A 26,221-nucleotide genomic window follows, 5' to 3' on the forward strand; every position below is an offset into this window, starting at 1 on the left:
ATCCAAGATTGGGATTTATTTCGTTTTGAGAAGAGAAATCTTAAATGAGAAATGAGTAATCCATTTTCAGTAAAAAGGGCAGGAAGTTTTATCGCTGTAGTTGCATGAGAGGCGGTAAATGCAACATTAAGCTTTAGAACCGAAGGCATTTTTATACCAACAAATTAATAGTATAAAGTATATAGTTGGGGATTCTTATTTTGTCAAAGTGATAGAGATTAGTAAGAAAAATGATCTCATTGAGAAGATAACAATGTATTTAGTATGATGTTGTTAGGGGAACTAATTGGTAATCTGCGTTCTCACTGCGATCGCCTAAACTGGCAGCCCAAGCCACTTTCTTGGTGATTTCAGGACGCTCTTCACGCCACAAAAAATTGAGTTCTTGTTGTAGTTTTTCAAACCCTTCACGGGTAACAATAGCCGTTCTCATAATATGCTTACAATGACAATTAGAAGATAAAAAATCAATAAACTAATATATCACGAATCTTGTCTTTAACAGGCACATTGTCGCGCCTCTGCTTAGTGTTATTACTGTATTGAATCACCGCTCGGTCATAGACTATTTTTTCAACTATACTTAGCCCTTCACGCGTACACATAAAAGGAATTATATGTACTGGTCTACGCTTCACTTTATTGATTATTATGCCCGCCACAATAACCTCGGTTTACTGCTAGTGATTATCTTATTGGGCGTTGGAATCACTTGGCCATCTCATGCTAATGGTATCGAGGATGAACGAGTTGTAAATTCGCTCTTAATACAAGGTGATTGGTTGTATGAATCTGATGCTCAATTGGGTTTTCTCCACATCAATCAGGATAAAAGTTACAGCCATGTGGTCATCGATCTTAACAACCCTCAAAACAGTTATCATCATTGGGGGCGTGTTACGGTAAATGACGATAAACTGTTATTTCGCCCCAGTGAAATTGCTTTTAGTCATCAAAACAGCGCAATGATTGAGCCAGACTCAGACTTAAAACCAGCACAAGACTTAAAATCAGCAGCAGATTTAGGCAAGACTGAAAACGCTTTTATCGCTGCATTATTAGCTCAAACAATTCATTACACTTTGTCCAGCAATGCACAGCAGTTAATATTATCAATTGGCCCTAACCAGAATCATCCAAGCTATCAGCTTTATCAAGCTTTTGAGCCACACCATACTTTCGGTTATTGGCCTGATGATCAGTCTGCGGATATGAGTTACCTGATCATTTTTCCCAATAATTATTATGCTCATATTTACAGTAACCTAGAACAAGTTACTGCGACAAAATTTGAGTTTGGGCAATTATTTTAACCAAAATCACTTTAGTGCAACCCAAAGAAACTTCAATTAGCTACAATAATCCCGATATTGTGGCTTTTGTTACAATTTCAGTTGTCACATTTTACAGTCATAAAACTCAACAAAATCAGAATGTTTTAACATAAAAAAAACCGTTTAGCGCACAAAATAGCGAAACTTACTTTTTAGAGACTATTAGCCAGACGCTAAACTGGTTATATTGAGTGAAAATGCTAAAGATAAAAGGATATTTTCATGGGCCAAGAAACGTCTAAAATTCTCGTTGTTGATGACGACATGCGACTGCGTTCACTATTGGAACGTTATTTAATGGAGCAAGGTTATCAAGTACGTAGCGCGGCCAATGCCGAACAAATGGATAGACTGCTTGAACGTGAAAATTTTCATTTATTGGTATTAGATTTAATGCTTCCGGGTGAAGATGGCTTATCAATTTGTCGTCGTTTACGTCAACAAGAAAATCCTATCCCCATTGTCATGTTAACGGCTAAAGGTGATGAGGTTGACCGCATTATCGGTCTAGAGCTGGGCGCAGACGATTATTTACCTAAACCCTTTAACCCACGTGAATTATTAGCCCGTATTAAAGCTGTTATGCGCAGGCAAACCACTGATGTACCTGGCGCTCCAGCCCAGCAAGAAGCCGTGATTGCTTTTGGTGATTTTTCACTTAACTTAGCGACCCGTGAAATGTTTCATGGTGAAGAGAGTATTGCGTTAACCAGTGGCGAATTTGCGGTGTTAAAAGTGTTGGTTTCTCACCCTCGAGAGCCATTATCTCGCGATAAATTAATGAATTTAGCTAGGGGCCGTGATTATTCTGCACTAGAACGTTCTATCGATGTGCAAGTTTCTCGTCTGCGCCGCTTAATTGAAAAAGATGCCGCTAACCCACGTTATATTCAAACGGTATGGGGTTTAGGTTATGTGTTTGTTCCTGATGGCTCAACCCGAAAATAACCCGTGCCAGTACCGGTCAAATTAACACTAAAATGGTGGCAACACCTTTTACCACGTAACGCCTTTAGTCAAACTGTGGTATTGATTGGTAGCTTGCTGCTGATCAATCAACTGGTTTCTTATTGGTCGGTTGCGGTTTATTTTATTAAACCCAGCTATGAGCAAATAAATCAGCTAATTGCACGTCAAATCAATATATTATTTGTTGATGGTGTAGAGGTTGGCCGCGAACACTTGTCGATTGTTGACGCCCTCAATGCCAAGGTACGGCACGACGGCATGACTGTTTATAACCTCAAACAAGCCCAAGAAGCAGGTTTAGACAACGCCACTTATTATGGTTTTCTGTCTGACCAAATGTCTGTGTATTTGGGTGGTGAAGCTGAAGTGCGGTTTTCTCAGGGTGAAAATCTAGATGTATGGATTAGACCGCCGCAAGCGCCATCATTATGGATAAAAGTACCGCTGACTGGCATTAATGAATCAGATTTATCGCCACTCACCTTATATTTATTAGTCATTGGTGCACTCAGTGTCGCCGGTGGCTGGCTATTTGCGCGCAAACAAAATAAACCGTTAAAACGCTTACAAAAAGCCGCCGTAACCGTCTCTAAAGGAAAATTCCCCGACCCCTTACCTTTAAGCGGATCAACTGAAATTGTAGAAGTAACTCATGCGTTTAATCAAATGGCGCAGAGCATGAAACAACTTGAACAAGACCGCGTGCTATTAATGGCTGGCATTTCCCACGATTTACGCACCCCTTTAACTCGCATCAGGCTAGCATCTGAAATGATGGTTGAAGATGATCAATATCTTAAAGACGGTATTGTCAGTGATATTGAAGATATGGACGCCATCATTAAACAATTTATTGCTTATGTTCGCCATGATCAAGAGGCCATTAGAGAGCCCTTTCCTATCAATCAACTCATTCAAGAAATTCAGCAACAGGAAAGTAACCGGCAAGGTGAAATCGAAGTCGAGCTAACCAGTTGTCCCGACATTCCCATTCAGCATGTTGCCATCAAACGCGTACTAAGTAACTTGGTAGAAAATGCTTTCCGCTATGGTCATGGATGGGTAAAAATAAGTTCTTTTGAGCAGGGACACTATGTTGGTTTTTGCGTTGAAGATAACGGCCCAGGAATTGACATGAATAAAGTGGATGATTTATTTCAACCATTTACCCAAGGTGACACCGCGAGAGGAAGCGTAGGCTCTGGCTTAGGATTGGCCATTATTAAACGGATTATTGATAGACATAATGGCAAAGTGAGCTTAGCCAATCGCGCGGAAGGAGGATTGATTGCACGCGTGTTATTACCCAAAAAATAGGCTAACTAAACAAGCAAATTAAACACTGCTCAAACACAGTGATAGCGGGTATCCCCCATCTAATTAAGCCTATTCATTATGCTGAATAAAAATCTAAATATATAAATGGACGCTAAATGTGTCCATTTATATTCAAAATAGTTATATAGCCACGATTACAGTGCTGAATGAGGTCCAAACACTTCATAATGCAACTGGCTTTCAGGTACATTCAACGCCAATAATTGCTGTTTAACCACTTTCATAAACCCAAGTGGCCCACAGAAATAATAATGTGCATTCGGTAATATCCACTGTGCAATTTTTGCCAGCTCAATCGTACCTTCAAAATCATAATCTTCAGCAGGTAAATCTGTCGCTAATGGCTTGCGATACCAAACAAATCGGGTTAAATCAGTATTCTCTACTACTTGGTTGGCTACACACGCTTTAAAAGCATGTTGCTGGCCATCTTCACAGGCATGCACCCAGGTGATTTGGCTGTTATGTGAATCTGACAGCAACTGATTCAGCATACTCTTCATTGGCGTTAATCCTACTCCCGCAGATATCAACACCACAGGCGTATCATTGGCAGCTGTTAGTGCAAAATCACCCGCTGGCGCGACAACATCAATCACATCGCCCTCTTGATAATAGTCATGCAACAAAGTAGATACTTTACCGTTGGACTCGCGCTTAACACTGATGCGATATGAGCAACCATTCGGTGCATCCGAAAGCGAATATTGACGAATTTCTTGGTTTCCCAACTGGCTGTTATTAATTGAAACACTGAGATATTGTCCAGGGATAAACTCAACAACGGGCATACCATCTTCAGGCACAAGTAAGAATGAGGTGATAACTGAAGACTCAGCTTGTTTTGCTTTAATAACGAAACGACGAGTGCCTTGCCAGCCGCCCTTTTTGGCAGCTGTTTGCTGATATAACTGCGCCTCACGATTAATAAAAATATCAGCAAGAAAACCGTAAGCCTTACCCCACGCCGTTAACACTTCTTCAGTCACCGCATCGCCACCTAACTCTTTTAAGCTTGCTAACAAGTGACCACCGACGATTGCATATTGCTCTGGCTTAATTAAAAAACCGGTGTGCTTATGGGCAATACGTTCGACCGCTGAACTTAAGGCTTCCAGATTATCAATATTTTTAGCGTAGGCAGCTACAGCATTGAATAAGGCAACAGGCTGCCCTCCTGTGTGCTGATGCGCTAAGTTAAACACATCTTTTAATTCAGGATTATGGGTAAACATACGTTGGTAAAAGTGTTGCGTTAAGGCTGGGCCAGCAGACTCTAATAATGGAATAGTGCTTTTAACAATCTCTTTTGTATGTTGATCTAACATAAACAACCTCTAATATGTATTATAAATGCATGTTTACGCGCATACTAAACATCTATTTGATTTAGATCAATTATTTTTGGATTAACATTGTTTCAGGTTCACCCAATATACATTGCTATACCGGCCGTTAAAATAAAAAAGCACGCCATCAATGTCATGATGGCGTGCTTTGTTATTTTTAGCTTATCACCACTTCAAAGTGATGAAAGAAAACCTTATAGGGCAGCTAATACCGCTTCAGCAGTACTGACTTCAAATGCTTTTGGCGCTTCAACATTTAATACTGTCACCACGCCATTATCGACAACCATCGCATAGCGCTGTGAACGAACACCACCAAAACCTGCGGTATCCATCTCTAAGCCTAGCGCTTTAGTAAAACTAGCATCGCCGTCTGCAAGCATCATTAATTCTGATGCATTTTGCGCTTCGCCCCAGGCTTTCATCACGAATGCATCGTTAACCGACACGCAAGCAATAAAATCAACGCCCTTGGCTTTAAGCTGATCAGCTAATACCACAAAACCTGGCAAATGCGCTTCTGAGCATGTTGGTGTAAATGCACCTGGTACAGCAAACAGTACCGCTTTTTTATCCGCAAATAACTCAGCAACATTGTGATTTACCATACCGTCTTTGGTTAACTGGCCTAAAGTGCCTGCAGGTAAAGCTTGTCCTTGTGCGATCATATTTAAATCCTTAACAGTGTTATGAAGCCTGAATATTGCAACCTTCAGCTGCAAATAATATCTAGGCAGAAAATATCGATATTGTACGCGGGCTAGCATAAATTAGCCCAAACTAATTCACCACAATTTAGCTTAACAGATAAGATAAATCAGCATCATTTTAAAACCGCTGCACTTAACAGCCTATCAAGGGTTTGCTGGACAATTGCAAGTCAATTCAACGCAGTTAGTGGTGCAAAGAACTGTTTGATATGCATTTATTACCCCGAGCTGAGGTTATACCGTGTAAGTGCCAAGAGGCGGTACTTAACCACTGCACTTAAGCTGGCGCATTGTTTAGCGGGTCACTGCGTTACTCACTGCTTATCGCCTTAGGCGTAATAGGTAAACTGACTGTCACGCTCAATCCGTTTGGCAGGTTTGGCTTAAGATGAATTTCACCACCGTGCAGGCCAACAATATGCTGACAAATGGATAAACCTAATCCAGCACCTTGGCTTTCATTTTCATCTACACGATAAAAACGCTCCTTGGCGCGGGCAATTTGGATATCTGTCATGCCTTTACCATTATCAACAAAGCGCAGCACGATTTGACCATTAACCTCAGCGGCATCAATACAGATAATCGATTCTTTTGGGCTGTATTTACAGGCATTTTCAATTAAGTTTTTACACACTAATACCATATAAAAAGGGTCGACATTCACCTTCACATCATCTGCGATATCTATCTGCCACTCATAGTCGGTAATTATCGTAATCAATTGATTTATTGAATTTTCAATCAGCTCACTCACCCGAGTAGGGGCTAAGTTCAAGGCATTTAATGCGTCAACTCTAGACAACAATAGCAACTGTTCAACCATATGACTCATGCGCTCAACCCCCTGTTCAATCGCATTTAAATGAATATGAGCATCATGTAATTGTGGCGCTAATGATTCTGACACTTCATTAAGTACTTCTTGCAGGCCATCATGGTGAAGTTTCACGATAGCTAAAGGGGTTTTTAGCTCGTGCGCCGCATCGGCACTAAAGCGCCTTTCACGCTGCATTGCTTGTGAAATCCGCGATAAATAATCATTTATCGCATGCTGAACGGGCACTAACTCACTGGGGAGTTCAAGGTGTAAAGAGGATAAGTCTTGCGGCGATCGACTCAGCAAACGGGTTTCTAAGGCTTTAACCGGTTTAAACAAATAGTAGGTGATCAACAGCAAAATTAATAACACTATGGGGGTCACTATTAAGGGTACCGCCCAGGCATTAGACATCATTTGTTCAAGTAACTCTTTGCGTACATCTTCAGTTTGAGCAGTAACAATCCACACTTCATGTGCCTGTGAATAATAACTAAACACATGCCACGACACATCATCAATATTGCGCAGCTCATACCCCTGAGTAAACGAGGTTAAGGGTTTCTCACCTGAACTGTCTGAATAAACTAATAAATCTCCCATCGCATTTAATAACTGAAACGACAATTTATGTTCATACATTAAATTCATCGCGGTAGATTTTTCGGCAAATGTTTCAATATCAGTAGTTTGAACATGTAGTTTAATCGGTTGTAGGGCGAGTTGTTCAACCTTACTTTGCGTAAATTGATTGACGTAAAATAACTCAAGCACTTTGGCTGTTTGAAGCATCTGTGCATCAAACAACTCTTCAATTTGCTCTCTGGCATCTTCACGACTTAAGGCGTTGGTGATCACCACTGTGATAATCATCGCTATTGTGATTAAGACACTCATCAACATGCGTAATGAATAAATTGGTCGCAGTTTTTGTCGCAACACGGTAAGCATTAGACAACCTCAACCAAAGTGTAACCAATGCCACGCACGGTTTTGATTAACTCATTGGCCATTTTTTTACGTAAATGATGAATATGCACCTCAATAGAGTTACTGCCAACTTCATCCCAGCCATAGGTTAATTGTTCAAGTTGACTTCGGGTTAATACTCGTCCAGCAGATTGGGCAAACTCAAGCAGCAATTGGTATTCTCGCCTTGAAAGCTGCACCAGTTCACCCCTAAAAAGCACTTCGCATTTTGAAAAGTCGATGTTTAACGCACCATAAGAAAATTGATTGTGATCTAATCCATATTGTCTTCTGACTATTGCACGCAGTCTTGCCGCCAGCTCGCGCACATCAAAAGGCTTGCTCAGGTAGTCATCTGCGCCCATATCTAAACATGCAAGGCGAGTATCGAAATCGGTGTTAGCCGTCAGCACGATTGTCGGCACTGAAATGCCTTTTTTCCGCCACTGTTTAAGCAAATCGGCACCGTTACCGTCAGGTAAGCCTAGGTCGAGAATAATTGCACTAAAATCTTCATAATCTAGTGCATTCAATGCCTGTTGATAGCTAGAAAGATGATCAACTTGCATGCCTAATTTGGTTAAACTGAGGTACACGCCCTGCGCCAATAATGCATTATCTTCAACCAGTAATACCCGCATGTTAATTTCGCCTTACGTTTTAAACTATCTGAATAATTTAAAGTTTACTGATTGTTGTTGCAGAAAAAGCTCAGCATCTTTACCCTGCAGCATCGCCATTGTTGCTAACATTCCCGCAGTGACGCAATTAGGTCCCAACACAGTGACAGACCTAGGTGCATCAAGCACGGGATAACCTGTGCTTGGATTAATAATATGCCCATAACGACGCCCATTCACCTCGATGAATCGTCGCGTATCGCCACTGGTTGCTAAAGCCCCCTGATGGACACTTAATAATGCTGCGGCATTATCTAATGCCTCGGGATTCTCAATCCCTATTTGCCATGGCTCACCGACTTTAGGGACTAAACAGCTAATATCACCGCCAAAGTTAACTAATACTGAAATACTAGGCCATTTTTCAGCGAGTAAATAAGCCACTCTATCGACAGCATATTCTTTACCTATGCCGCCAAAATCAAGATTCATTTGCGCTGGCATAGTGATCTGCTGTTCATCAAACTTCACCGCTGCAAAGTTTACCTGTTCTTTTGCCAGCATAATATCAGCATCGGCGGGCACTTTAGCGCCGGCATCAAAGCGCCATAAACGCATTAATGGACCCGCACTTATGTCAAAGTCGCCATCACTTAACAAATAACACTGCTGTGAAAATCTTAGTAGTTGCAGGGTTTCTGCATCAATTTGAGTAACTGCGCCTTGGGCATTATTGATCTGCCACAGCGGATTACCATCAATAAAGCGACTGTATTTTTGTTCGATGCGTTTAGCTTCTTTATAGGCAATCTCTAACATTGCTTTTGCAATGGCTTGGTCATTGGTCGCTATCAGTAGTTCACACGGACTTGCCATCGCACGAAAGCAAGCTAAAAAGCCCCAACTCCGAGCTTGTAAAGTCGGCGTTGAGGCATTATTTAGCACATTTGATGAACGCATTCGTGGATATTCTCTGCTCACTTAAAGTGTTCATCTTAAAACGAATAACTCACTTGCGCTACGATCGCTTTCACCGCAGGGAATTGTTCAAATTGACTCAACTGGCCAACTAACTCAGTACCATTATTCTCTGGGTTTTGCTGGTAGTACTCTAAACGGTAGCTTAATTCATGTCCGCCAGATAACCGTTGACCAAACTTTAATCCCACCGTATACGCGGTCATATCACCAATACGATAATCTGCGCTGGCAAATTCAGGTAATGGCTCATCGGCCAACAAAAATGGCTGATAAAAGTTTGCTGCTTGCTGTTGGTAGTAACGAAGGTGGATCTGAGCATAAATACTCGGGCTCAAATAATAACGATAATGGGTTTCCAAGGTATGTGATGAAATATCCCAATCATCGGTACTGTAGCGATAAGAAAAATCAACTACACCTGAATCTAACGCGCCTTTGGCCATTACAAACACACTGTGTTTTAGGCGATCTTCTGGGCGATTTTCATATAGGTAAGTCTGCGTGGTACCACTGTTATCCACTTGAGATAACACTTTATATGGATCCGTCATGTAACCCGATACATTCGAAATACCGTAGTTAGCTTGCATTAACCAATAACGATTAATGTTTTGGGTTACCCCAAGCATAAGGTCAATGGTTTGCTTATCATCGGTCCCCGCTTGACGCGTGTCATCAAATGCCGCTTGAAACGCCGCTTCGGTATCATATTGAGATCTCAGTGCCATTTCAGATAACGCCACAGGTCTGCCACCTACAGCATCAATGGTATCTTGGGTAAACGCCCCTGATAACGCCACTATTGTATTGTTTTTATTAAAGCTACGCTCAAGGCCCGCATTTAAACCTAACGATAAATAGTCAAATTCGGTTGAGCCATTTAAGCCCACGTTTAAGGTCCAATCTGGATTAAGTACTTCCATCCAGTTCGCACTTAATTGCACACGAGTATCGTGGAAAGTGTCATCAAGCGGCGTTTCACCGGCATTAACGGTATATTCACCATTGCCAGAAGGGCGAGTAAAGGTTTGGCTACTATCCTGCGCCACCGCACCAGACGCCGATGCACCCGTTAAACTGTCCACCACCAGCTTCATGTCTAATAGTGAACTATCGCCAAACGATTTCTGCACATTGCCGATAACTTCAGCGGCTTGCACTCTATCTTGCTCGCCGTAATACATAATGGCGGCATCGACTTTCCAATCGTCTGATTTTACGATGTCATTAAGGTCTGTCGCTTGAGCACTAGGGTTAATTAAGCTGCAACTCGCCATGGCTATGGCGCCTGCTATATTGCGTTTTTGAGTTAATTGCATCCGCAACCTCCGCCCGCTAATGAGCGACCACCACTGGTGCCTTCTTTACTAAAATAAATATGATCATCTAAGGCCATATCAAGCTTTTCACTGTCTAGAGCCATATCAGCTCTTGCAAGTTGATCTTTTTCCCAGGGCTCAACACCTAAGGTTGAGCAAGCCGATAAACCGGTTAAAATAACAATAGCGAGTCCAGCTTTAATATTGAATCGAATCAAATTGTTTTTCATAAACTACTCCACCAACAACTGTTGAATTTCTTGCTCATACAGGGCTTTTTTATCATCATAAAAACCCACATGCTGTTGCACTAACTCGCCCTGGCGATTGAACAAAAAGCTGCTCGGCATGCCTTGTAAATCAAATGATCTCGCCACATCGCCTTCGGGGTTATAACGCACAGGAAAACTCGCGGGTAACTTTGTTAAAAACTGCGCAGCAAGCTCAGGTTCAACGTCCAAATTAATCGCCACCACAGCTAAACCTTTGACGGCATATTTGGCGTGCATCTCGTTCATCCAAGGGAAAGATTTACGGCAAGGGCCACACCAGGACGACCAAAAGTCGACATACACCACTTTGCCCGCAAACTCTGACAAATTAACGGTTTCACCCTTAACATTTTGCACAGCATAATTTAATGCGGGCGCAGCAATGCTTGAATGTGCAAACGTCATCACCCACAAAGCGCAACAGCATAAGCACAATGCATTGATGGTTTTTCGAAAAAACAGTAACGAAATGTGATTATGGATGGCTGGCATGATTAATCCTTATAAACCCTATACTGGCAATCTATCGGGCCAATCTTAAGGCTTTCTTAAGGAAAAATGATAAGTGTTTATTTTATAAAATCAGTCAGTAGCATAAAGTGATATGCCAGTATCATTATGCTTAATTCGGGCGAATTAAGCAGATAAATATCATTCAGTTTGCAAGGTTAGCAACAGGCATAAGCAATGGTATAATGCCGTCATTAGCGACATTTTATCAAAGGTTCACATCATGGCACGCACTGCTAGCGCATTACACATTTTGGTCAAACACAAAGAGTTGGCCGATGACATTATGGCTAAACTGAAAAAAGGCGCTAAATTTGATGTGCTGGCAAAGCAACATTCTAGTTGTCCATCGGGCAAAAAAGGCGGCAGTTTAGGTGAATTTAAACAAGGCCAAATGGTACCGCAGTTTGATAAAGTTTGTTTTAGTGGTGAGCTCATCACCCCACATTTAGTTAAAACAAAATTTGGCTGGCATGTGGTAAAGATCCTTTACAGGACTTGATGTGTAAAGTCTGCGTAAACATAGTAAGTTGGATTTTGAAAGTCTTAAACACTATTTTTGTATGCAACACTAAGATAGTGCATTGCAATGAACATATAACTAAAGTGCTTTACCGCACGTAACCGTCAAATTAAGTGTTAAAATTTACGCTTATGTTAAGCACAAATATTTTAATGGCCATGGTTAACTTGCTTCTAGAAAATAGTTTGTTGGATTCATAGACCGTTAATACTGGTAACATCGCCAAACGATCCAAGAAAAGCCCCCCTGAAGGCAGAACATTTTTTCTATTGAAAGCCTTCGATAATCATTACACGCAAACACCTCAAATCAAAAGGTTGCTAATTGACTATATATAAACGTTTTTCTACCTACTACCGACATACAATTAGCATCTTCATTGCTGTCGTCTTAACGGGATGCGCGGTGTTTGCGGGCTTAAATTTCGATAGTTTGTACGGTGAAGCGCAGCCACAACAGCGCATGGTAGCAACAACATCTTCTCAAGCTCAGCACTATATCAATGATGTTAAGCCTATAATCGACAACCGATGTGTTGTGTGTCATGCCTGCTACGACGCGCCTTGTCAGCTAAAAATGTCATCCGCTGAAGGAATAGACCGGGGCGCGAATAAAGACATAGTGTACCAGGGCACACGGTTACTCGCCGTCGATACCACTCGCATGTTTATCGATGCCCAATCAACGGCAGAATGGCGCGATAAAGATTTTTTCCCCGTATTGAATGAACGCACACAATCAGAAGAAGCCAACACCCAAGCGGGTGTTATTGCGCGAATGCTGCAGTTAAAACAAAAGCACCCCTTGCCCACTGAAGGCATTCTTGATGACTCGTGGGATTTCTCTCTCGATCGTAATCAACAGTGCCCTTCCGTTGAAGAAATGAGCCGTTATGAACAGCAATTCCCTCAATGGGGAATGCCTTATGGTTTGCCGCAAATCTCAAACCATGAAAATACTATTTTGATGCAATGGCTTGCCAATGGTGCACCAATGGCTACCATTCCGGCCCCTTCTATTGCTGAACTTAACGCGATAGAAAAATGGGAAACCTTCCTCAATACCAATTCATTAAAACAGCAACTAACCAGTCGCTATATTTTCGAACATTTGTTTGTTTCCCACTTATATTTTGATGATATAGAAAGTGGCCAACCCACTTTCTTCCAATTGGTCAGATCGACAACCGCACCAGGTAAACCTGTTGATATTATTGCAACACGTCGACCTTACGATGATCCTGAAACAGATGTGTTTTATTACCGATTAGAACAAGTGCGCGAAACTATCGTAGATAAAACACATATGCCGTATGCACTCAATGAGGCAAAGCTTGACCGTATTAAGTCATTATTTATTGAGCCCAATTATAGCGTTACTAGCTTACCAAGTTATGAAGCAAGCGTTGCAGCAAACCCGCTTATCGCCTTCACCGACTTACCCGTCGAGGCGCGATATAAATTTATGCTTGATAATGCGCAAAATACTATTATGGCGTATATAAAGGGGCCTGTTTGTAGAGGCCAGCTAGCACTCGATGTTATTAATGATAGATTTTGGGTGTTTTTTGTCGATCCAGACCTTCCTAATATGTCACAACAAAATGCATTTTATCGTTCACAAGACGAAAATCTTACCCTTCCAGCTGAAAAAGAAAGTAATACCTTACGGCCTATTGCTAATTGGGTTAAGTATGCCGGTCAACAAGGTCGCTTTCTTCGCGCTAAAAATGCATATTTGGATGAGAAATTTGAAAATAATGAACATTTAACTACTCGGCTAATTTGGGACGGTAATGGCACAAATTCGAATGCGAGTTTAACGGTATTTCGCCATTTCGATAATGCATCTGTCGTGCAAGGATTAATAGGTGAGCAGCCTAAAACCGCCTGGGTGATCAGTTATTCTCTATTAGAGCGAATTCATTACCTGCTTGTCGCTGGTTATGATGTGTATGGTAATTTTGGCCATCAATTGATAACACGCATGTACATGGATCTTCTTCGCATGGAAGGTGAGTCAAATTTCTTAACATTGTTACCGGCAGAAAACCGTCACCAAGAACTGGCTGACTGGTATCAAGATGCACATTTGTATCTAACCAAACATCTTGCTGGTGATATCAATGAAGTCAGTAGCCCCCCAGCAATCACTTACACCACAGACAACCCCAAACATGAACTATTAGACATGCTCAAGACCCGCCTAGAAAAGGTATTACCAACACGTTATGCACTTGAATCAACGCAGCTTACAAATGAAAGTAAAGGTTATCTTAAAAAGATTAACCAAGTAAAAGGCGAAAGTGCATCGATATTCCCAGAGCTGACTTTTATTATGATTGAACCTGAAGATGCTGCGCTCGATCCTCAGCTTTTTACGTTAATCAGAAATAGCGCCCATAAGAATATTTCTAGCTTGTTTGATGAAGAATCAAATCGGCAATATTCACGCGATAACGTAACCCTTGTAAACGGTCTACTCGGCAGTTACCCCAATGTTTTTTGGCGCCTAAAAGAAGCTGAGTTACCCGCATTAGTGGACCAAGTTTTAAAGGTCAAAACTGAGGGTGATTATAAAAGGTTATTAGATAACGTTGGCGTGCGTAGAACCGATCCGTCTTTTTGGTATTTTAGTGACATATTAATGATGCAATACAAAAAAAATCATCCAATAGAGGCTGGGATACTCGATTACAATCGAGTTGAAAATAGATAATGAGATTGATTGTTTAGCGGACTAAAGGGCTGGGTAAATTAAGCTGCTCAGCCCACTATATTTAAGTACGCTTTACCTTTATCCATTACCAAACGTCGTTTGGATGAACATCACAGGCCCCCATCCTGCAACGACCAAAGGGTATTCACAACAATACCCTCTTGGCTCCTCCTGCCAATGTTCTGATTACTGTGCGACCTAAACGGACTAGGTTAGCCGTGGCGCTTCGATTGCACCAAAATCAAGGGTAGAAAGCACAGACTATTCACAAATAAGCCCTCCACCAAAAACACTGATTAACTAACCGTCGCTTTAATTCTAAACGGCTGATAAAAATACAAATATCGAACTGCCACATAGGCGACAACTATAGTTGCGATGAGCAGTTCCATTTGTGCTAATCGGCGTACTTGATCAATATAATGCACTGCTATATTGGTCGTTTCCATCCAGGTGACCATTTTGAATAATGCTGTAGAGCCTATCACCATAGGGAAAGTAAACGCTGCGTAGCCGGGGCTAAATGGCAGGGTAAGTAATTTAATAAATGCCAGGTAGATAACGCTGGTCATCAACACTGCTATGCCAAATAGTAAGGCGATAATGATAGGTGATGGCGTCGTCGCTACGGTTAAATATCCCGCTAATGATAAGCTGGCGGGGGCAGCTAACACGGCCAAAGTTGGCTTGGCTGCATCGGGCACTTCATGGCTAAACATTAAACGATAAATCATTAACGGTAACATCACAGCATAGGTCGCCATACCAAAGATTAAAGCCATATGGGCGATTAAAGCCAGTTGTGGGGTGCCCGAAAATGATACGTCAGCAACAATGATACCTACGGGCGGGATAAACCAGCTAGGCACCATGTGGTGAAGTTCGAATACTTTCGCTCTGTGATATAAAAAGCTTATTAAAAATACCAAATGTAAGCCTACGGCAAACAACCATAACGCATCGCCTGCCAGTAAATAAAACTGCCCTACCGAGTTAGACACTACCATAGTGGCCATGGCAAATGTAGGGACCACACTGCCAATCACGGGATGAGCCAAATCCTCTTTCAATGTATGTGATAACAGTAAAAATTTTATGGCTAACACCATGAGTAACACGCTCGCAATGGCGGCGCCGATGAGTTGACCATAACCATTTAAATTGGCGAAGTTTTCCCAACACCAGCCTAAACTTGCAATACCCAAAGCTAAACCGGCCATGGGCGTTGGTGCGGTGATTAATTTACCTTTAGCCATGTTGATCATGCTGAACTCTCACTATTTCGATGAACGCGTTGATTTGTTTCTTAATGTGATGTTACGCTTGCTGTATGTTTAGGTATATCCAATTATTAAGAACATGCGTTAATAATAACTGAACGATATTTTGGGCGATAACAAACTAATTAACGCTAGGTTCATCAATGGCGGCGTTGATAAGACTCACTAAAAGCGGAATGATATCACTATGGTCATGCACATATCTTTGAAGCAGCTCAATGTATTTCATGCTATTACTCAATACAAAACCTTAACCGCCGCGGCAGAGCAGCTTTGCCTATCAAAAGCGGCAGTCAGCATGGCGTTAGCTGAGCTTGAAAAACAACTGTCTCATCCATTATTTGATCGGGTAAACAATCGGCTTATTCTTAATCAGGAAGGGCAACAACTTTTACCGTTAGCCGATGAATTACTCAACCGCGCTCAGCAAATCAACCATCTTTTTAGTGATAATCCAGCCTTGTACAGCAAACTTAGGCTGGGCAGTAGCGATACCATAGGCAATCATATTAGCCCGTATTTACTCAGCCAATTTAGGCAACAACATCAGCACTTATTGCAAAGTTTATTTATTTCAAACTCTGCCACTATTTGCCAAAAGTTAATTGATTTTGAACTAGATATTGCCCTTATTGAAAGTCAATCTCATCATCCAGATTTGATTTCAATTCCTTTTAGCAACGATGAAATGTGTATTATTAGTGCAAAAGATCATCCGCTAACCAAGCAAACAAAGCTGAGTCTTTCGGACTTGGACAATAATGATTGGGTGTTAAGAGAATCCGGCTCGGGCTCACGGGAATCTTTTATCAATATTCTGGCCCCAAAACTGACCCATTGGAGACTTGCCTTTGAGATCAATACCACAGAGGCATTGATTAGCAGTGTTTCTGCAGGGCTGGGATTAGGCTGTTTATCCACTTTGGCGGCACAATATGCGATAAAAAGTGGTCGAGTGAGTCAGTTGGCTGCGCCAATTAATATGCCACGCAAGTTTTGGTTTTTAATCCATAAAGACAAATATCAAAACCCACTTCTTAAAAGCTTTATGGCTTTTTGCCAGCAATGGCAACCTACAAAGCTGACCTAAATACGCAGTGATTTTAGCATCATTTTCTACCCGCTAATCCACATAAAAAACCGCTCAATGAGCGGTTTTTATTGCAGAGTAAGTTAATCAGTATTTACTTACTATCATGACCATGGTGACGGTCATTGTGTGCTGGCTTGGCGACATCTTGCATATAGATAGCACGATTAGCTTCAATCACTTTATCTGACGGTAGTGGCACAATCTCGAATGCCGAATCAAATTCTGTCATCACTTTAGCTAAGGTTTCTAAGAAAGACGCATCACCTTTAATGTTAGCCGCTTTACTTGCAAGCAAGTCTTTAACCGTTGTTTGCTTAAGGTTCAGCTTAACGATGTCAGCTTGATTGATAGTCAAGGTTGCTGTTGCTGTGTCTTTTACTTTAGCAATTTTAGCGTTGCTTAAGTTACCGTTCGAAAGCTCCACCACGAAGATTTCTTTAGTATCTGGTAGCACCAAGTTAACTTCGAATGCATAATCTTGCGCTTTAATTGAATCCACTTTAATCGCTAAATAATCCAGTAACGACCCGACTGGCATTTCAGCAATAACATCAGCAGAAGCCGTTTTAAGCGCACCCGCTTGACGACCAATACGCAGCTCCTGAGCCCCTGCAAGGTACACGTTTCTCCAACCTGCGCCTTCCGATTGATAACCTAACTGCTCATAAGTATCTGCCAGTAGCGAACGCGCATCATTGTTGCTTGGGTTACTCACAACCACTTTGTTTAATGCTGTGGCAACGAAGTTGTATTCGCCTTTTGCGAAATCGGCCTTAGCATGCTTAAGCACAGCTTTTTCACCACCCATATACTCAACAAACTTAGCCGCTTCGGCTTTTGTTGGTAATGGATTGAGGTTAGCCGGGTTCATGTCAAAGTAACCTAGGTACATGTTATATACGGCGCGTGCATTGTGCGAGTAAGTGCCATGGTAACCATTGGTATGCCATGCATCTTTGATTGATTGCGGTAATACTTTTTCAATTTCCCAACCAATATCTTGCATCACTACACCATTGTTAGCTAGGCGCAGTGATTGGTTATGAACAAAGCCATAGTTGTCACGCTGAAGTTTTAAGAAATCATTAATATCATTGTTGCTCCACACTGGTGAGCTGTGCGCTGAGAATAAGAACTCTGCTTCACCGCCCCATTCTTGGATCATGTTATTGATTTCTTTCGACCACTTAAGCGCATCACGTACTTTAGCGCCGCGTAAAGTATACACATTGTGCATGCCTTTGTAGGTCACTTCCGCTGCCCAAATCGTCTTCATGCTGGGGATATAAGCGACGGCTTCTGATACAGCTTCGGTGCCTGATGCATCCATAAACACAATTTCTAAACCATCAATCACAACCGTTTCGAATTTGCTTTCAAGGTTGGTTTCATGGTGTGGTTGCACATAGGTGATCTCACCTTTAGCAATACCGTTTGATAAAGCGGCGTCTACGATTGTGGTTTCTGACGGCACCATAGTTGCGCCATATTGATAAGACGTGCGACGAGACATAGCATTACCCGCTAGTACATTTTCATCAACCATCTCTTTGGTGATATTGGCTGAACCGTATACTTTTACGTTAGGAAACATATCTTGTATTCCACGAGACCCGCCAAAGTGATCACCATGCGAGTGCGAATAAACCATAGCAACGACAGGATCATTATTACCAAAAGGCAAGTTTTTAAGGGCGAAGGCTAACGAAGCTTTAGCTGATTCGCGTGTGGTTAGCGGGTCAAATACAATCCAACCATTATCGGTACGCACTAAGCTCATATTGGCTAAGTCAGTACCACGAACTTGGAAAATGTTATCGTTCACCTGATATAAGCCATAGGCTTCATTGTTCATCTGCGCTTGACGATAAAGCGATGGATTGATGGTGTCTGGCGTTTTATCACCAATAAACTCATAGGCATCGGCTAATAGTGAAGCTGTTGCAGCATCAAGCGGGGCAATCAAGTTGGCGCGGCCTTCTTGAAACGATTTGGTATCGTCAAACTTTAATCCCTTAGCAAACTCATTATTGTACGCTTTGGTCGCCTCTGTTGCTGGCTTGCCTTGATACATAAATGAGGTTGTTAATGCATGTTCATCCTGGCCTGCAGCGTGGTCATGTGCCACAGCAGAATAGCTAAAAGACAAGCTTGAAATAACGATTGAAGCAATAACGGACTTGTTCATAAATAATCACCCATATTGAGGTTGCTACTTGATACCTAGTGAATAATGAAAATGCTCACTGGCTTAATTAGGTTTATCATAACCTGTTAACAATTTAGATAAACAAAGGTAACTATGGTTGACGATTAAGTTATACTTATGAATTGATGCAGACAGTATGATGAGAACTTATGCCAAACAAAATTGATTTAAATCTCTATAGAGTGTTTTCACAGGTATACCATCACCAGTCGATCACCTTAGCTGCTGAACAGCTTGGCGTAACTCAAGCGGCGGTCAGTGGCTCGATTAAACGGTTATCACAGTTATGCGGCCAAGACTTATTTATTCGTAATGGACGCGGTATTATCGCCACCCTATATGGCCATCAACTGATGGAGCAACTGATGCCTTCACTGGAGGTGTTAGAAGGATTGGTCGAAGACACCAAGGTATTTGACAGCAAAAGCTCTAACCAGCAATTCACGGTTCTAGCATTTGAGTCCATCACAGATCAATTGCTACCTCATACTTTGCATTTGCAAAAGCTAGGTAATCCGCTAATCACCTTTAAAGATCAGAACACCAATGAAACACAAATCAATGAGGCACTATTTTCCCAGCAAGCCGATCTCGCCATTGATATTACCGATAGCCGCGATAACACCTTAATTTACCAACCCCTAGCCACTGATGAAATTGTATTAATTTGCCGCCATAATCATCCGCGCATTAACGGCAGTTTGACTGCTGAGCAATTTTTTTCTGAGCAACACATTAAGCTAAACCTCACCCGTGCAAATACCTCTATTGTTGATTTTTATGCGGAGAATAACCTGTCTACCCGCAAAGTGGTGGCAGAGTGTAACTCGTTACTCTCGTTAATTTCTTTGGTGGCTCAAAGTGATTGTATTGGCGCCTGTAGCAAATCATTAGCCCATAAATACCAGCAGGCTTTTAATATTCAAATTATCGACATGCCGGTTAACATTAAACCGGTACAATTATCGTTAATTTGGCATAGACGGCAGCGTAATAATCCTGCGCATAAATGGCTACGCGACACCATCACTGAAATATACCGGCATCATATTGGTCTAACGCAATGATGTTTTATCAATGAGCGATAAACAGCTCACTGTTGAATAGCAACAAAAAAGCCTCGCATTGCGAGGCTGATTTATTACACGTTAATGAAACGCAGTTAGCAAGATAAACGTCTGTTTGGTAAGCGTTTATTATCCCGGGCTGAGGTTATTTAATCAGACTATTTTTTGGTATCTGGATAAAGGGTATTCCACCACTCTGGCTCGCCTTTCAGCTGTAAATCAAACCATGCCATTGTGGTGTCCCACCAGTCAAAACGTATATTACGCGCACTGATTTGGTGGTCTTGACCGGCAAACTCGACCAATTCAACATCTTTATTTAATAACTTAAGCGCGGTATACATGTAATGACTTTCGCCAACGGGTACGTTGGTATCAGCATCACCGTGGATCAATAATAGCGGTGTAGTAATTTTATCAGCATTGTATAGCGGGCTTTGATCTACGTATAACTCACGGTTATTCCATGGAAAACTGCCACGACTGGCCACACCTGAATAACCATAGCCCCACCAGCCATGCCCCCAGTAAGAAGACAAGTTACTGATACCAGCATGAGACATAGAGGCGGCAAAAATATCCGTTTGGGTAGCTAAATACATGGTCATAAAGCCACCATACGACGCGCCCATATTGCCCACTTTCTTAGGATCAACGGCGGTGTAAGCCTGCAAGAACGCTTGAGTTCCCTCAATAATGTCGTCAGCAGAGTGTTTACCCCAGGCATTAACATGACGACCACTGAATGCTTGACCATAACCAGTGGCACCACTGGGTTGCAGCACATAAACCACATAGCCTTGTGCCGCCCATAAATTAAATGGCCAACGTCCGCTAAAGTTTCGGCCTACTGGTGAGGTACCGCCATAGTAATACACTAACGCGGGATACTTTTTAGTGGCGTCATAATCCACCGGTAAATACACTCGACCATCAATCAATTGACCTTGCTTATTAGTAAAGTCAAAATCTTCCATTTGGCCTAAACGTGTGGTGGCATAACTGGTGACTTTACTATCAAATAGCATCAGCTTGCGATTGGATTTGATATTCATCACGTATGCTTGTTGCGGCACAGTGGCCGATGTTCCGGCATAAACTATGGTAGGTAAAGCTTGATCGGTTGCAATACCAAAACTATCGACCATTTCAACGCCCGTGTCGATTTTACTGAACTTGTTTTGGCTTTTATCGAAGAAATACAATGGGGCAAAATCCCCTTCTATTACAGATAAAATTAAGTCTCTACCCGCAACCGCTGTCATACTGGTAATTGCGGGGTCAAACTCTTTACTAAGGGCTGTCACTTGCTGGTTCTTAGTTTCACGCCAATATAATTGACCATCATAGTCATTAACTTCCAGCGCAGGATCTTGCTTGCCTAAGCCATCCATAAAGGTAGGGCCAGCCAAAATAAACATGCCATTTTCGCCATAGAGCGCGCCGCCAAAGGTGCGATACTCACCAATTAAGGTTTCAGATAAAGTGGCAAGATCAAGTTCCACTAATTGTGAAAGACTATGGGCCGGCTCAGCATAATCAACCACCGCGCGGGTCAATAACAGCTTACCTAAGCGAATATCGCTATCGAGTAAGTCGCTGCTTTGCTTAGACTCCGTTAATTGTCTCATTGCGCCAGATGCCAGATCTAACTGATAGATTTGGCTGTTATTACGCCAATAGCTCCAGCGGTCTTCCAGTGCTTGATAGCGCTTTGAGGTGGCTTTTTCGTCAGCTTTAAAGGTTTTTTGCCAGCTAAATAACAAGGTATCGCCATACCAGTGTAAACCAGAGACATTTTCAACTTTGTCAGCAGCCACTTTTAGTGATAAATCGGCGATATTTAACAACACAATTTGCTGGCCAACCACATAAGCCAACTGCTTGCTATCTGTTGAGAATGCGCTGCTTTGCGGCAAGCTGTCTTGCCAACGGTAAAGCACTTGGTTGCTAGCAACATCACGTAACTCGGTAACAGAAATGGCCTTATCACCTTCACTCGGGGAGTATTCAACCGTTGATTGCAGTAAGTATTTACCATTTGGCGATAACTGCATACTGCTAATCGTTTTTGCATCAAATAACTGCTGTGCTGACACTCTGTGCGTGTCTTGCTTAACAAAACTCAGCACATCAACATCACTGTTACCTTGCCAATCTAAACTGAATGGCACCTCAGCTTGCTGGCCATCAGCCAATACAATGAGTTGATAATCACCATTAGCTAACTCCAGTGGCACTTCATCAGCTGATTTAACAAGTTGGCCATTTAAATACACTTGTGGGTTTTCAAGCCCTTTTATTTTGAGTGTACCTTGAGTAAATCGCTGAGTGGATAGCGGAAGTTGGTAAGCTAACCAGCCCTCGCCTTCGGCCTTTTCAACCGCTGATTGCCAGGTTAATGGCTGATTAAAAACTAATACTGGTTGAGTGGTATCAGGCTGGGTTAACTTTGCAACAAAATTGGCTCGTAACGCATCTGCATGAGCACTTTTAGATAACGGCGCAGCGCTTTTTTGGTTAACAGGACCTAGACGCTGAATATGGTTAAGATCGATTTCGGCGCCATGCGCCATGCCAGCAACTGCTATGGCTAAACTGGTCAAAACCAGTGTAAAAGCTTTCATGGAAAGTCCTTTTATAGGTTATTTTTATGAACTGAAATGTTGAAAAAATAAGGTGTGCTAAGTCATGTAATTGTAACATTTTGACAAAAACGGCCTAAAAATGCATCTGTTTTCGGGTTTAAAGTAAACATAGTTCTACAAGCTAATGTAAATTCCCTGATACCGACTAAGATCGGCTTTAACATCACGACCGTATTTTCTGTAAAGTGACCTTTGGTTTACTGGTAGCAGGCGTGTTGTACTCATTGTGGAAAACCCGAGATCAATCGCCAGCCTAGGTGCTCTGTTTTATCCTTGCGATGGTGGAAGTAAAAAGCCCTTAATCATTTTAAGGGCTTTTTTATTTATCTCTTAGCTCGAGTTGAGGTTACTTGGCCATCTTACGACCGTATATCAGTAAATATATCGCCGGTATAACAAACAAGGATAACAGCGGCGCAGTCACCATACCGCCGACCATAGGCGCGGCGATTTTTTGCATCACTTCATTACCCGTACCACTGCCCCACATAATGGGTAATAAGCCAAAGAAAATCGTTGCCACTGTCATGGCTTTTGGACGTATCCGCATTACCGCACCATGAATTAACGCTTCGGTTAAATCTGAACGGTGATTGTATTGTCCTGCCGCCTGACGGTCTTTAATACTGTTGTTGAGGTAAACTTGCATCACCACCCCAAACTCAGCGGCAACACCCGCTAAGGCGATCATGCCGACCGACACAGCAACCGAGAAGTTAAAGTCGAGTAAATACAACAGCCAAGCGCTACCCACTAATGAAAATGGCAAACTGAGCATGATCACCGACGCCTGCACGAATGAGCTAAATGTCATCATCAACAACATAAAGATCACCATTAGCATCAATGGCACCACCAGCTTCATTTTCGCTTCAACGCGCTGCATATATTCATATTGCCCAGCAAAGGTGTAGCTGTAACGCGGCGGTAAATTAATTTGCTCATCTAACGCGGTACGCGCCATTTTGATGTATTCACCAATCGAGATATCTTGTAAATCAATAAATACCCAACTGATTAAACGGCCATTTTCACTGGCCAACATAGGTGCACCATCACTGATGGTAATACTGGCTAAATTACCCAAAGGCAAATATTTACCTGTCTTGGTTAGTACGGGTAAATCTTTCAGCTTTTCAATATTGTCACGGAGCTCGCGCGGATAACGAATATTAATCGGGTAGCGCTCTTGCCCTTGAATGGATTGACCCACTTGCATACCGCCAATGGCCATTTGCACCACATCCTGTATGTCTTTTAAGGTCATGCCATAACGAGCCGCATTTTTAAGGTCGGGTTCAATATCAATATAACGGCCGCCACTGGTGCGTTGCGCAAAGGCAGAAGAGGTGCCAGGTAACTTACTGACTACCGCTTCAATTTCAGTGCCGATACGCTGAAGTTCATTAATATCTGCCCCTGATATTTTGATGCCTACGGGGGTTCTTACCCCTGTTGATAACATATCTATACGGGTTTTAATCGGCTGTACCCACGCATTGGTGATACCAGGCACTTTGACGGTTTTTTGCAGCTCACTAATAATGCCCTCCAAAGTCATGCCTTCACGCCAGGTATCCCGTGGATTTAGCATGATGGTGGTTTCCAGCATAGTGAGTGGTGCGGGGTCAGTAGCGGTAATCGCACGGCCAACCTTACCAAACACTCGTTTCACTTCAGGAACCGTTTTAATCAACCTGTCGGTTTGTTGTAATATTTCCGCCGCTTTACCCGAGCTGACGCCAGGTAAGGTAGTGGGCATGTACAGTAAGTCACCCTCTTCGAGTGACGGCATAAACTCGCTGCCCATTTTTGTCATCGGGTATACCGCACTGCCGAGCGCCATAATGGCCACTAATATGGTCATTTTAGGAAAGCGCAGCACCACGCGTAACAGCGGTTCATACATGGCAATTAATAGGCGACTGAGTGGGTTTTTCTTTTCCGCAGGAATTTTACCGCGCACAAGATAACCCATCAGCACTGGAATTAAGGTGATTGCCAATATTGCCGATGCCGCCATAGCAAAGGTTTTAGTAAAGGCTAACGGATGGAATAAACGTCCTTCCTGCGCTTCAAGCGCAAACACAGGCACAAAGCTTAGGGTAATAATCAACAAGCTGAAAAACAGTGCGGGCCCCACTTCAACGGATGCTTGTCTTACTAGCTCCCAATGAGCTTCTCCCGTAGGCGTTTCACCATCATGTTGGTCACGGTAATGCTCAAGATGTTTATGGACGTTTTCTACCATCACAATGGCGGCATCAACCACCGCACCTATCGCAATCGCAATCCCGCCTAGACTCATAATATTGGCATTGACACCAATCATGTTCATCACGATAAAGCTGACCAAAATTGAAATGGGTAATGAAATGATCGCCACTAAGGTTGAGCGGGCATGCAATAAGAAAATCAGGCAAATAAAGCCGACCACCAGCATTTCTTCTAACACTTTGTGTTTGAGGTTATCCACCGAGTTTAAGATGAGCTCAGAGCGATCATAGGTGATCACTAACTCAACACCTTCGGGTAAACCGTTTTCAATTTCGGCTAGTTTGGCTTTAACGTTGTTAATGGTAGCGAGGGCATTTTCGCCATAACGCATCACCACAATACCGCCCACAACTTCGCCCTGACCATCAAGCTCGGCAATGCCTCTTCGCGCCGCAGGACCCGTTCGCAGTTGCGCCACATCTTTCATTAATACTGGCGTGCCAGATTCCGCCACTATACCCAAGGGAATTTCGGCAAAGTCTTCTAAAGTTTGTCGATAACCGGACGAGCTGATCATGTATTCAGCTTCGGCCATTTCAATCACCGAGCCACCAGTAGAGCTATTAGAGTTATCGAGTGCGTTCCTCACCGTCATTAAATCAATTTGATACAGTGCTAACTTATGAGGGTCGACAATAATTTGGTAAGACTGCTCCATACCGCCAATGGTGGCGATCTCTGAAACACCCTCAACACTTTGCAATTCTAATTTTAAAAACCAGTCCTGCAGCGAGCGTAATTGGGCTAAATCATGCTTACCTTTACGATCAACAAGGGCATATTGAAATACCCAACCCACACCAGAGGCATCAGGCCCTAATGAAGGCGTCACATTGGGCGGCAATTGCCCTTGGGTTTGCGATAAATACTCTAAAACCCGTGACCTAGCCCAATAAATATCTGTGCCATCTTCAAAAATGATATACACATAAGAATCGCCAAACATCGAAAAACCACGCACGGTTTTGGCACCCGGTACGGCTAGCATCGCTGTCGACAATGGGTAGGTAATTTGGTCTTCAACTAACTGAGGGGTTTGCCCTGGATAGGAGGTTTTTACAATCACCTGCACATCAGATAAATCAGGTAAGGCATCTAAAGGTGTCATCCGCATGGCTTGATAGCCAATTAACGCAATGACCACGGTCATTAACAACACCATGGCTCGCTGCTTAATCGACGCACTAATTATTTTTTCTAACATAGTGAGCTCCG

The 26,221-nt window shown here is 42.5% G+C and carries 19 protein-coding genes and 1 pseudogene; 7 read left to right on the forward strand and 13 right to left on the reverse strand.

Annotation, left to right across the window (positions count from 1 at the left end; translation table 11 throughout):
* Positions 1-286 precede the first annotated feature (286 nt).
* Positions 287-433 (reverse strand): annotated as a pseudogene (gene greB, locus NE535_RS08755) (transcription elongation factor GreB); the annotation flags it as partial.
* A gap of 184 nt (positions 434-617) precedes the next feature.
* Between greB and NE535_RS08760 the strand changes: the two are divergent.
* The 3 genes from NE535_RS08760 to envZ all read left to right on the forward strand — a co-directional run bounded on the left by NE535_RS08760 (position 618) and on the right by envZ (position 3,620).
* Positions 618-1,313: a hypothetical protein gene (locus tag NE535_RS08760; RefSeq protein WP_261298261.1), complete on the forward strand. Its 696-nt coding sequence runs from the start codon at positions 618-620 to the stop codon at positions 1,311-1,313.
* Between the two features lie 243 nt (positions 1,314-1,556).
* Complete coding sequence (gene ompR, locus NE535_RS08765; RefSeq protein ID WP_261298262.1) at positions 1,557-2,282, forward strand: osmolarity response regulator transcription factor OmpR; 726 nt, start codon at positions 1,557-1,559, stop codon at positions 2,280-2,282.
* Between the two features lie 3 nt (positions 2,283-2,285).
* Positions 2,286-3,620, forward strand: a complete 1,335-nt coding sequence (gene envZ / locus NE535_RS08770; RefSeq protein WP_261298263.1) for a two-component system sensor histidine kinase EnvZ — start codon at positions 2,286-2,288, stop codon at positions 3,618-3,620.
* A gap of 155 nt (positions 3,621-3,775) precedes the next feature.
* Here the strand turns inward: envZ and hmpA are convergent, their stop codons facing one another.
* The 8 genes from hmpA to NE535_RS08810 form a co-directional block, all read right to left on the reverse strand.
* Positions 3,776-4,969, reverse strand: a complete 1,194-nt coding sequence (hmpA, locus tag NE535_RS08775; RefSeq protein WP_261298264.1) for an NO-inducible flavohemoprotein — start codon at positions 4,967-4,969, stop codon at positions 3,776-3,778.
* A gap of 215 nt (positions 4,970-5,184) precedes the next feature.
* A complete protein-coding gene (locus NE535_RS08780) occupies positions 5,185-5,658 on the reverse strand; it encodes a peroxiredoxin (RefSeq protein ID WP_261298265.1) in 474 nt (157 codons plus the stop codon).
* 352 nt (positions 5,659-6,010) lie between these two features.
* Positions 6,011-7,471 (reverse strand): sensor histidine kinase, encoded by a 1,461-nt coding sequence (locus NE535_RS08785; protein WP_280925406.1) that lies wholly within the window; start codon positions 7,469-7,471, stop codon positions 6,011-6,013.
* Positions 7,471-8,130 (reverse strand): response regulator transcription factor, encoded by a 660-nt coding sequence (locus NE535_RS08790; RefSeq protein ID WP_261298266.1) that lies wholly within the window; start codon positions 8,128-8,130, stop codon positions 7,471-7,473. The genes NE535_RS08785 and NE535_RS08790 overlap by 1 nt, the downstream gene beginning before the upstream one ends.
* A gap of 24 nt (positions 8,131-8,154) precedes the next feature.
* Positions 8,155-9,069 (reverse strand): FAD:protein FMN transferase, encoded by a 915-nt coding sequence (locus NE535_RS08795; RefSeq protein ID WP_261298267.1) that lies wholly within the window; start codon positions 9,067-9,069, stop codon positions 8,155-8,157.
* 35 nt (positions 9,070-9,104) lie between these two features.
* Positions 9,105-10,409: a DUF3570 domain-containing protein gene (locus NE535_RS08800; RefSeq protein WP_261298268.1), complete on the reverse strand. Its 1,305-nt coding sequence runs from the start codon at positions 10,407-10,409 to the stop codon at positions 9,105-9,107.
* A complete protein-coding gene (locus NE535_RS08805; protein ID WP_226412590.1) occupies positions 10,400-10,639 on the reverse strand; it encodes a DUF4266 domain-containing protein in 240 nt (79 codons plus the stop codon). The genes NE535_RS08800 and NE535_RS08805 overlap by 10 nt, the downstream gene beginning before the upstream one ends.
* 3 nt (positions 10,640-10,642) lie before the next feature.
* The gene (locus tag NE535_RS08810; RefSeq protein ID WP_261298372.1) at positions 10,643-11,086 is read right to left on the reverse strand and encodes a TlpA family protein disulfide reductase; all 444 of its coding nucleotides are present in this window, start codon (positions 11,084-11,086) and stop codon (positions 10,643-10,645) included.
* 328 nt (positions 11,087-11,414) lie between these two features.
* Between NE535_RS08810 and ppiC the strand changes: the two genes are divergently transcribed.
* Together ppiC and NE535_RS08820 are read left to right on the forward strand one after the other, a co-directional pair.
* Positions 11,415-11,693: a peptidylprolyl isomerase PpiC gene (ppiC, locus tag NE535_RS08815; RefSeq protein WP_261298269.1), complete on the forward strand. Its 279-nt coding sequence runs from the start codon at positions 11,415-11,417 to the stop codon at positions 11,691-11,693.
* 345 nt (positions 11,694-12,038) lie between these two features.
* Positions 12,039-14,432, forward strand: coding sequence for a fatty acid cis/trans isomerase (locus NE535_RS08820; protein WP_261298270.1), 2,394 nt, complete (start codon positions 12,039-12,041; stop codon positions 14,430-14,432).
* 296 nt (positions 14,433-14,728) lie between these two features.
* Here the strand turns inward: NE535_RS08820 and NE535_RS08825 are convergent, their stop codons facing one another.
* A complete protein-coding gene (locus tag NE535_RS08825) occupies positions 14,729-15,697 on the reverse strand; it encodes a TDT family transporter (RefSeq protein ID WP_261298271.1) in 969 nt (322 codons plus the stop codon).
* Between the two features lie 208 nt (positions 15,698-15,905).
* Here NE535_RS08825 and NE535_RS08830 point away from each other — a divergent pair, with 208 nt between their 5' ends.
* Entirely contained in the window at positions 15,906-16,802 is an 897-nt protein-coding gene (locus NE535_RS08830) for a LysR substrate-binding domain-containing protein (protein WP_261298373.1), read from the forward strand.
* A gap of 94 nt (positions 16,803-16,896) precedes the next feature.
* On the opposite strand, the gene NE535_RS08835 is transcribed toward NE535_RS08830, so the two are convergent.
* Positions 16,897-18,993, reverse strand: coding sequence for an alkyl/aryl-sulfatase (locus NE535_RS08835; RefSeq protein ID WP_261298272.1), 2,097 nt, complete (start codon positions 18,991-18,993; stop codon positions 16,897-16,899).
* A 170-nt stretch (positions 18,994-19,163) separates the two neighbouring features.
* On the opposite strand from NE535_RS08835, the gene NE535_RS08840 reads away from it, so the two are divergent.
* Positions 19,164-20,081, forward strand: a complete 918-nt coding sequence (locus tag NE535_RS08840; protein ID WP_261298273.1) for a LysR family transcriptional regulator — start codon at positions 19,164-19,166, stop codon at positions 20,079-20,081.
* A 158-nt stretch (positions 20,082-20,239) separates the two neighbouring features.
* Here NE535_RS08840 and NE535_RS08845 read toward each other — a convergent pair whose 3' ends face one another.
* Positions 20,240-22,708: an alpha/beta hydrolase family protein gene (locus tag NE535_RS08845; RefSeq protein WP_261298274.1), complete on the reverse strand. Its 2,469-nt coding sequence runs from the start codon at positions 22,706-22,708 to the stop codon at positions 20,240-20,242.
* 367 nt (positions 22,709-23,075) lie between these two features.
* Positions 23,076-26,210 carry an efflux RND transporter permease subunit gene (locus NE535_RS08850; RefSeq protein WP_261298275.1) on the reverse strand — a complete coding sequence of 1,045 codons (3,135 nt, stop codon included), beginning with the start codon at positions 26,208-26,210 and terminating at the stop codon, positions 23,076-23,078.
* Positions 26,211-26,221: the final 11 nt, after the last annotated feature.

Origin of the sequence: Shewanella holmiensis (genome assembly GCF_025370255.1) — a bacterium.
Classification (GTDB): domain Bacteria; phylum Pseudomonadota; class Gammaproteobacteria; order Enterobacterales; family Shewanellaceae; genus Shewanella; species Shewanella holmiensis.

Coding starts and splice junctions, on each gene's coding strand:
- NE535_RS08780 (WP_261298265.1), bottom strand. CDS start 5,658: ATGATCGCACAAGGACAAGCTTTACCTGCAGGCACTTTAGGCCAGTTA.
- NE535_RS08760 (WP_261298261.1), top strand. CDS start 618: ATGTACTGGTCTACGCTTCACTTTATTGATTATTATGCCCGCCACAAT.
- NE535_RS08845 (WP_261298274.1), bottom strand. CDS start 22,708: ATGAAAGCTTTTACACTGGTTTTGACCAGTTTAGCCATAGCAGTTGCT.
- ppiC (WP_261298269.1), top strand. CDS start 11,415: ATGGCACGCACTGCTAGCGCATTACACATTTTGGTCAAACACAAAGAG.
- NE535_RS08785 (WP_280925406.1), bottom strand. CDS start 7,471: ATGCTTACCGTGTTGCGACAAAAACTGCGACCAATTTATTCATTACGC.
- NE535_RS08800 (WP_261298268.1), bottom strand. CDS start 10,409: ATGCAATTAACTCAAAAACGCAATATAGCAGGCGCCATAGCCATGGCG.
- NE535_RS08850 (WP_261298275.1), bottom strand. CDS start 26,210: ATGTTAGAAAAAATAATTAGTGCGTCGATTAAGCAGCGAGCCATGGTG.
- ompR (WP_261298262.1), top strand. CDS start 1,557: ATGGGCCAAGAAACGTCTAAAATTCTCGTTGTTGATGACGACATGCGA.
- NE535_RS08795 (WP_261298267.1), bottom strand. CDS start 9,069: ATGCGTTCATCAAATGTGCTAAATAATGCCTCAACGCCGACTTTACAA.
- hmpA (WP_261298264.1), bottom strand. CDS start 4,969: ATGTTAGATCAACATACAAAAGAGATTGTTAAAAGCACTATTCCATTA.
- NE535_RS08790 (WP_261298266.1), bottom strand. CDS start 8,130: ATGCGGGTATTACTGGTTGAAGATAATGCATTATTGGCGCAGGGCGTG.
- NE535_RS08840 (WP_261298273.1), top strand. CDS start 19,164: ATGCCAAACAAAATTGATTTAAATCTCTATAGAGTGTTTTCACAGGTA.
- NE535_RS08810 (WP_261298372.1), bottom strand. CDS start 11,086: ATGACGTTTGCACATTCAAGCATTGCTGCGCCCGCATTAAATTATGCT.
- NE535_RS08825 (WP_261298271.1), bottom strand. CDS start 15,697: ATGATCAACATGGCTAAAGGTAAATTAATCACCGCACCAACGCCCATG.
- NE535_RS08805 (WP_226412590.1), bottom strand. CDS start 10,639: ATGAAAAACAATTTGATTCGATTCAATATTAAAGCTGGACTCGCTATT.
- NE535_RS08835 (WP_261298272.1), bottom strand. CDS start 18,993: ATGAACAAGTCCGTTATTGCTTCAATCGTTATTTCAAGCTTGTCTTTT.
- NE535_RS08830 (WP_261298373.1), top strand. CDS start 15,906: ATGCACATATCTTTGAAGCAGCTCAATGTATTTCATGCTATTACTCAA.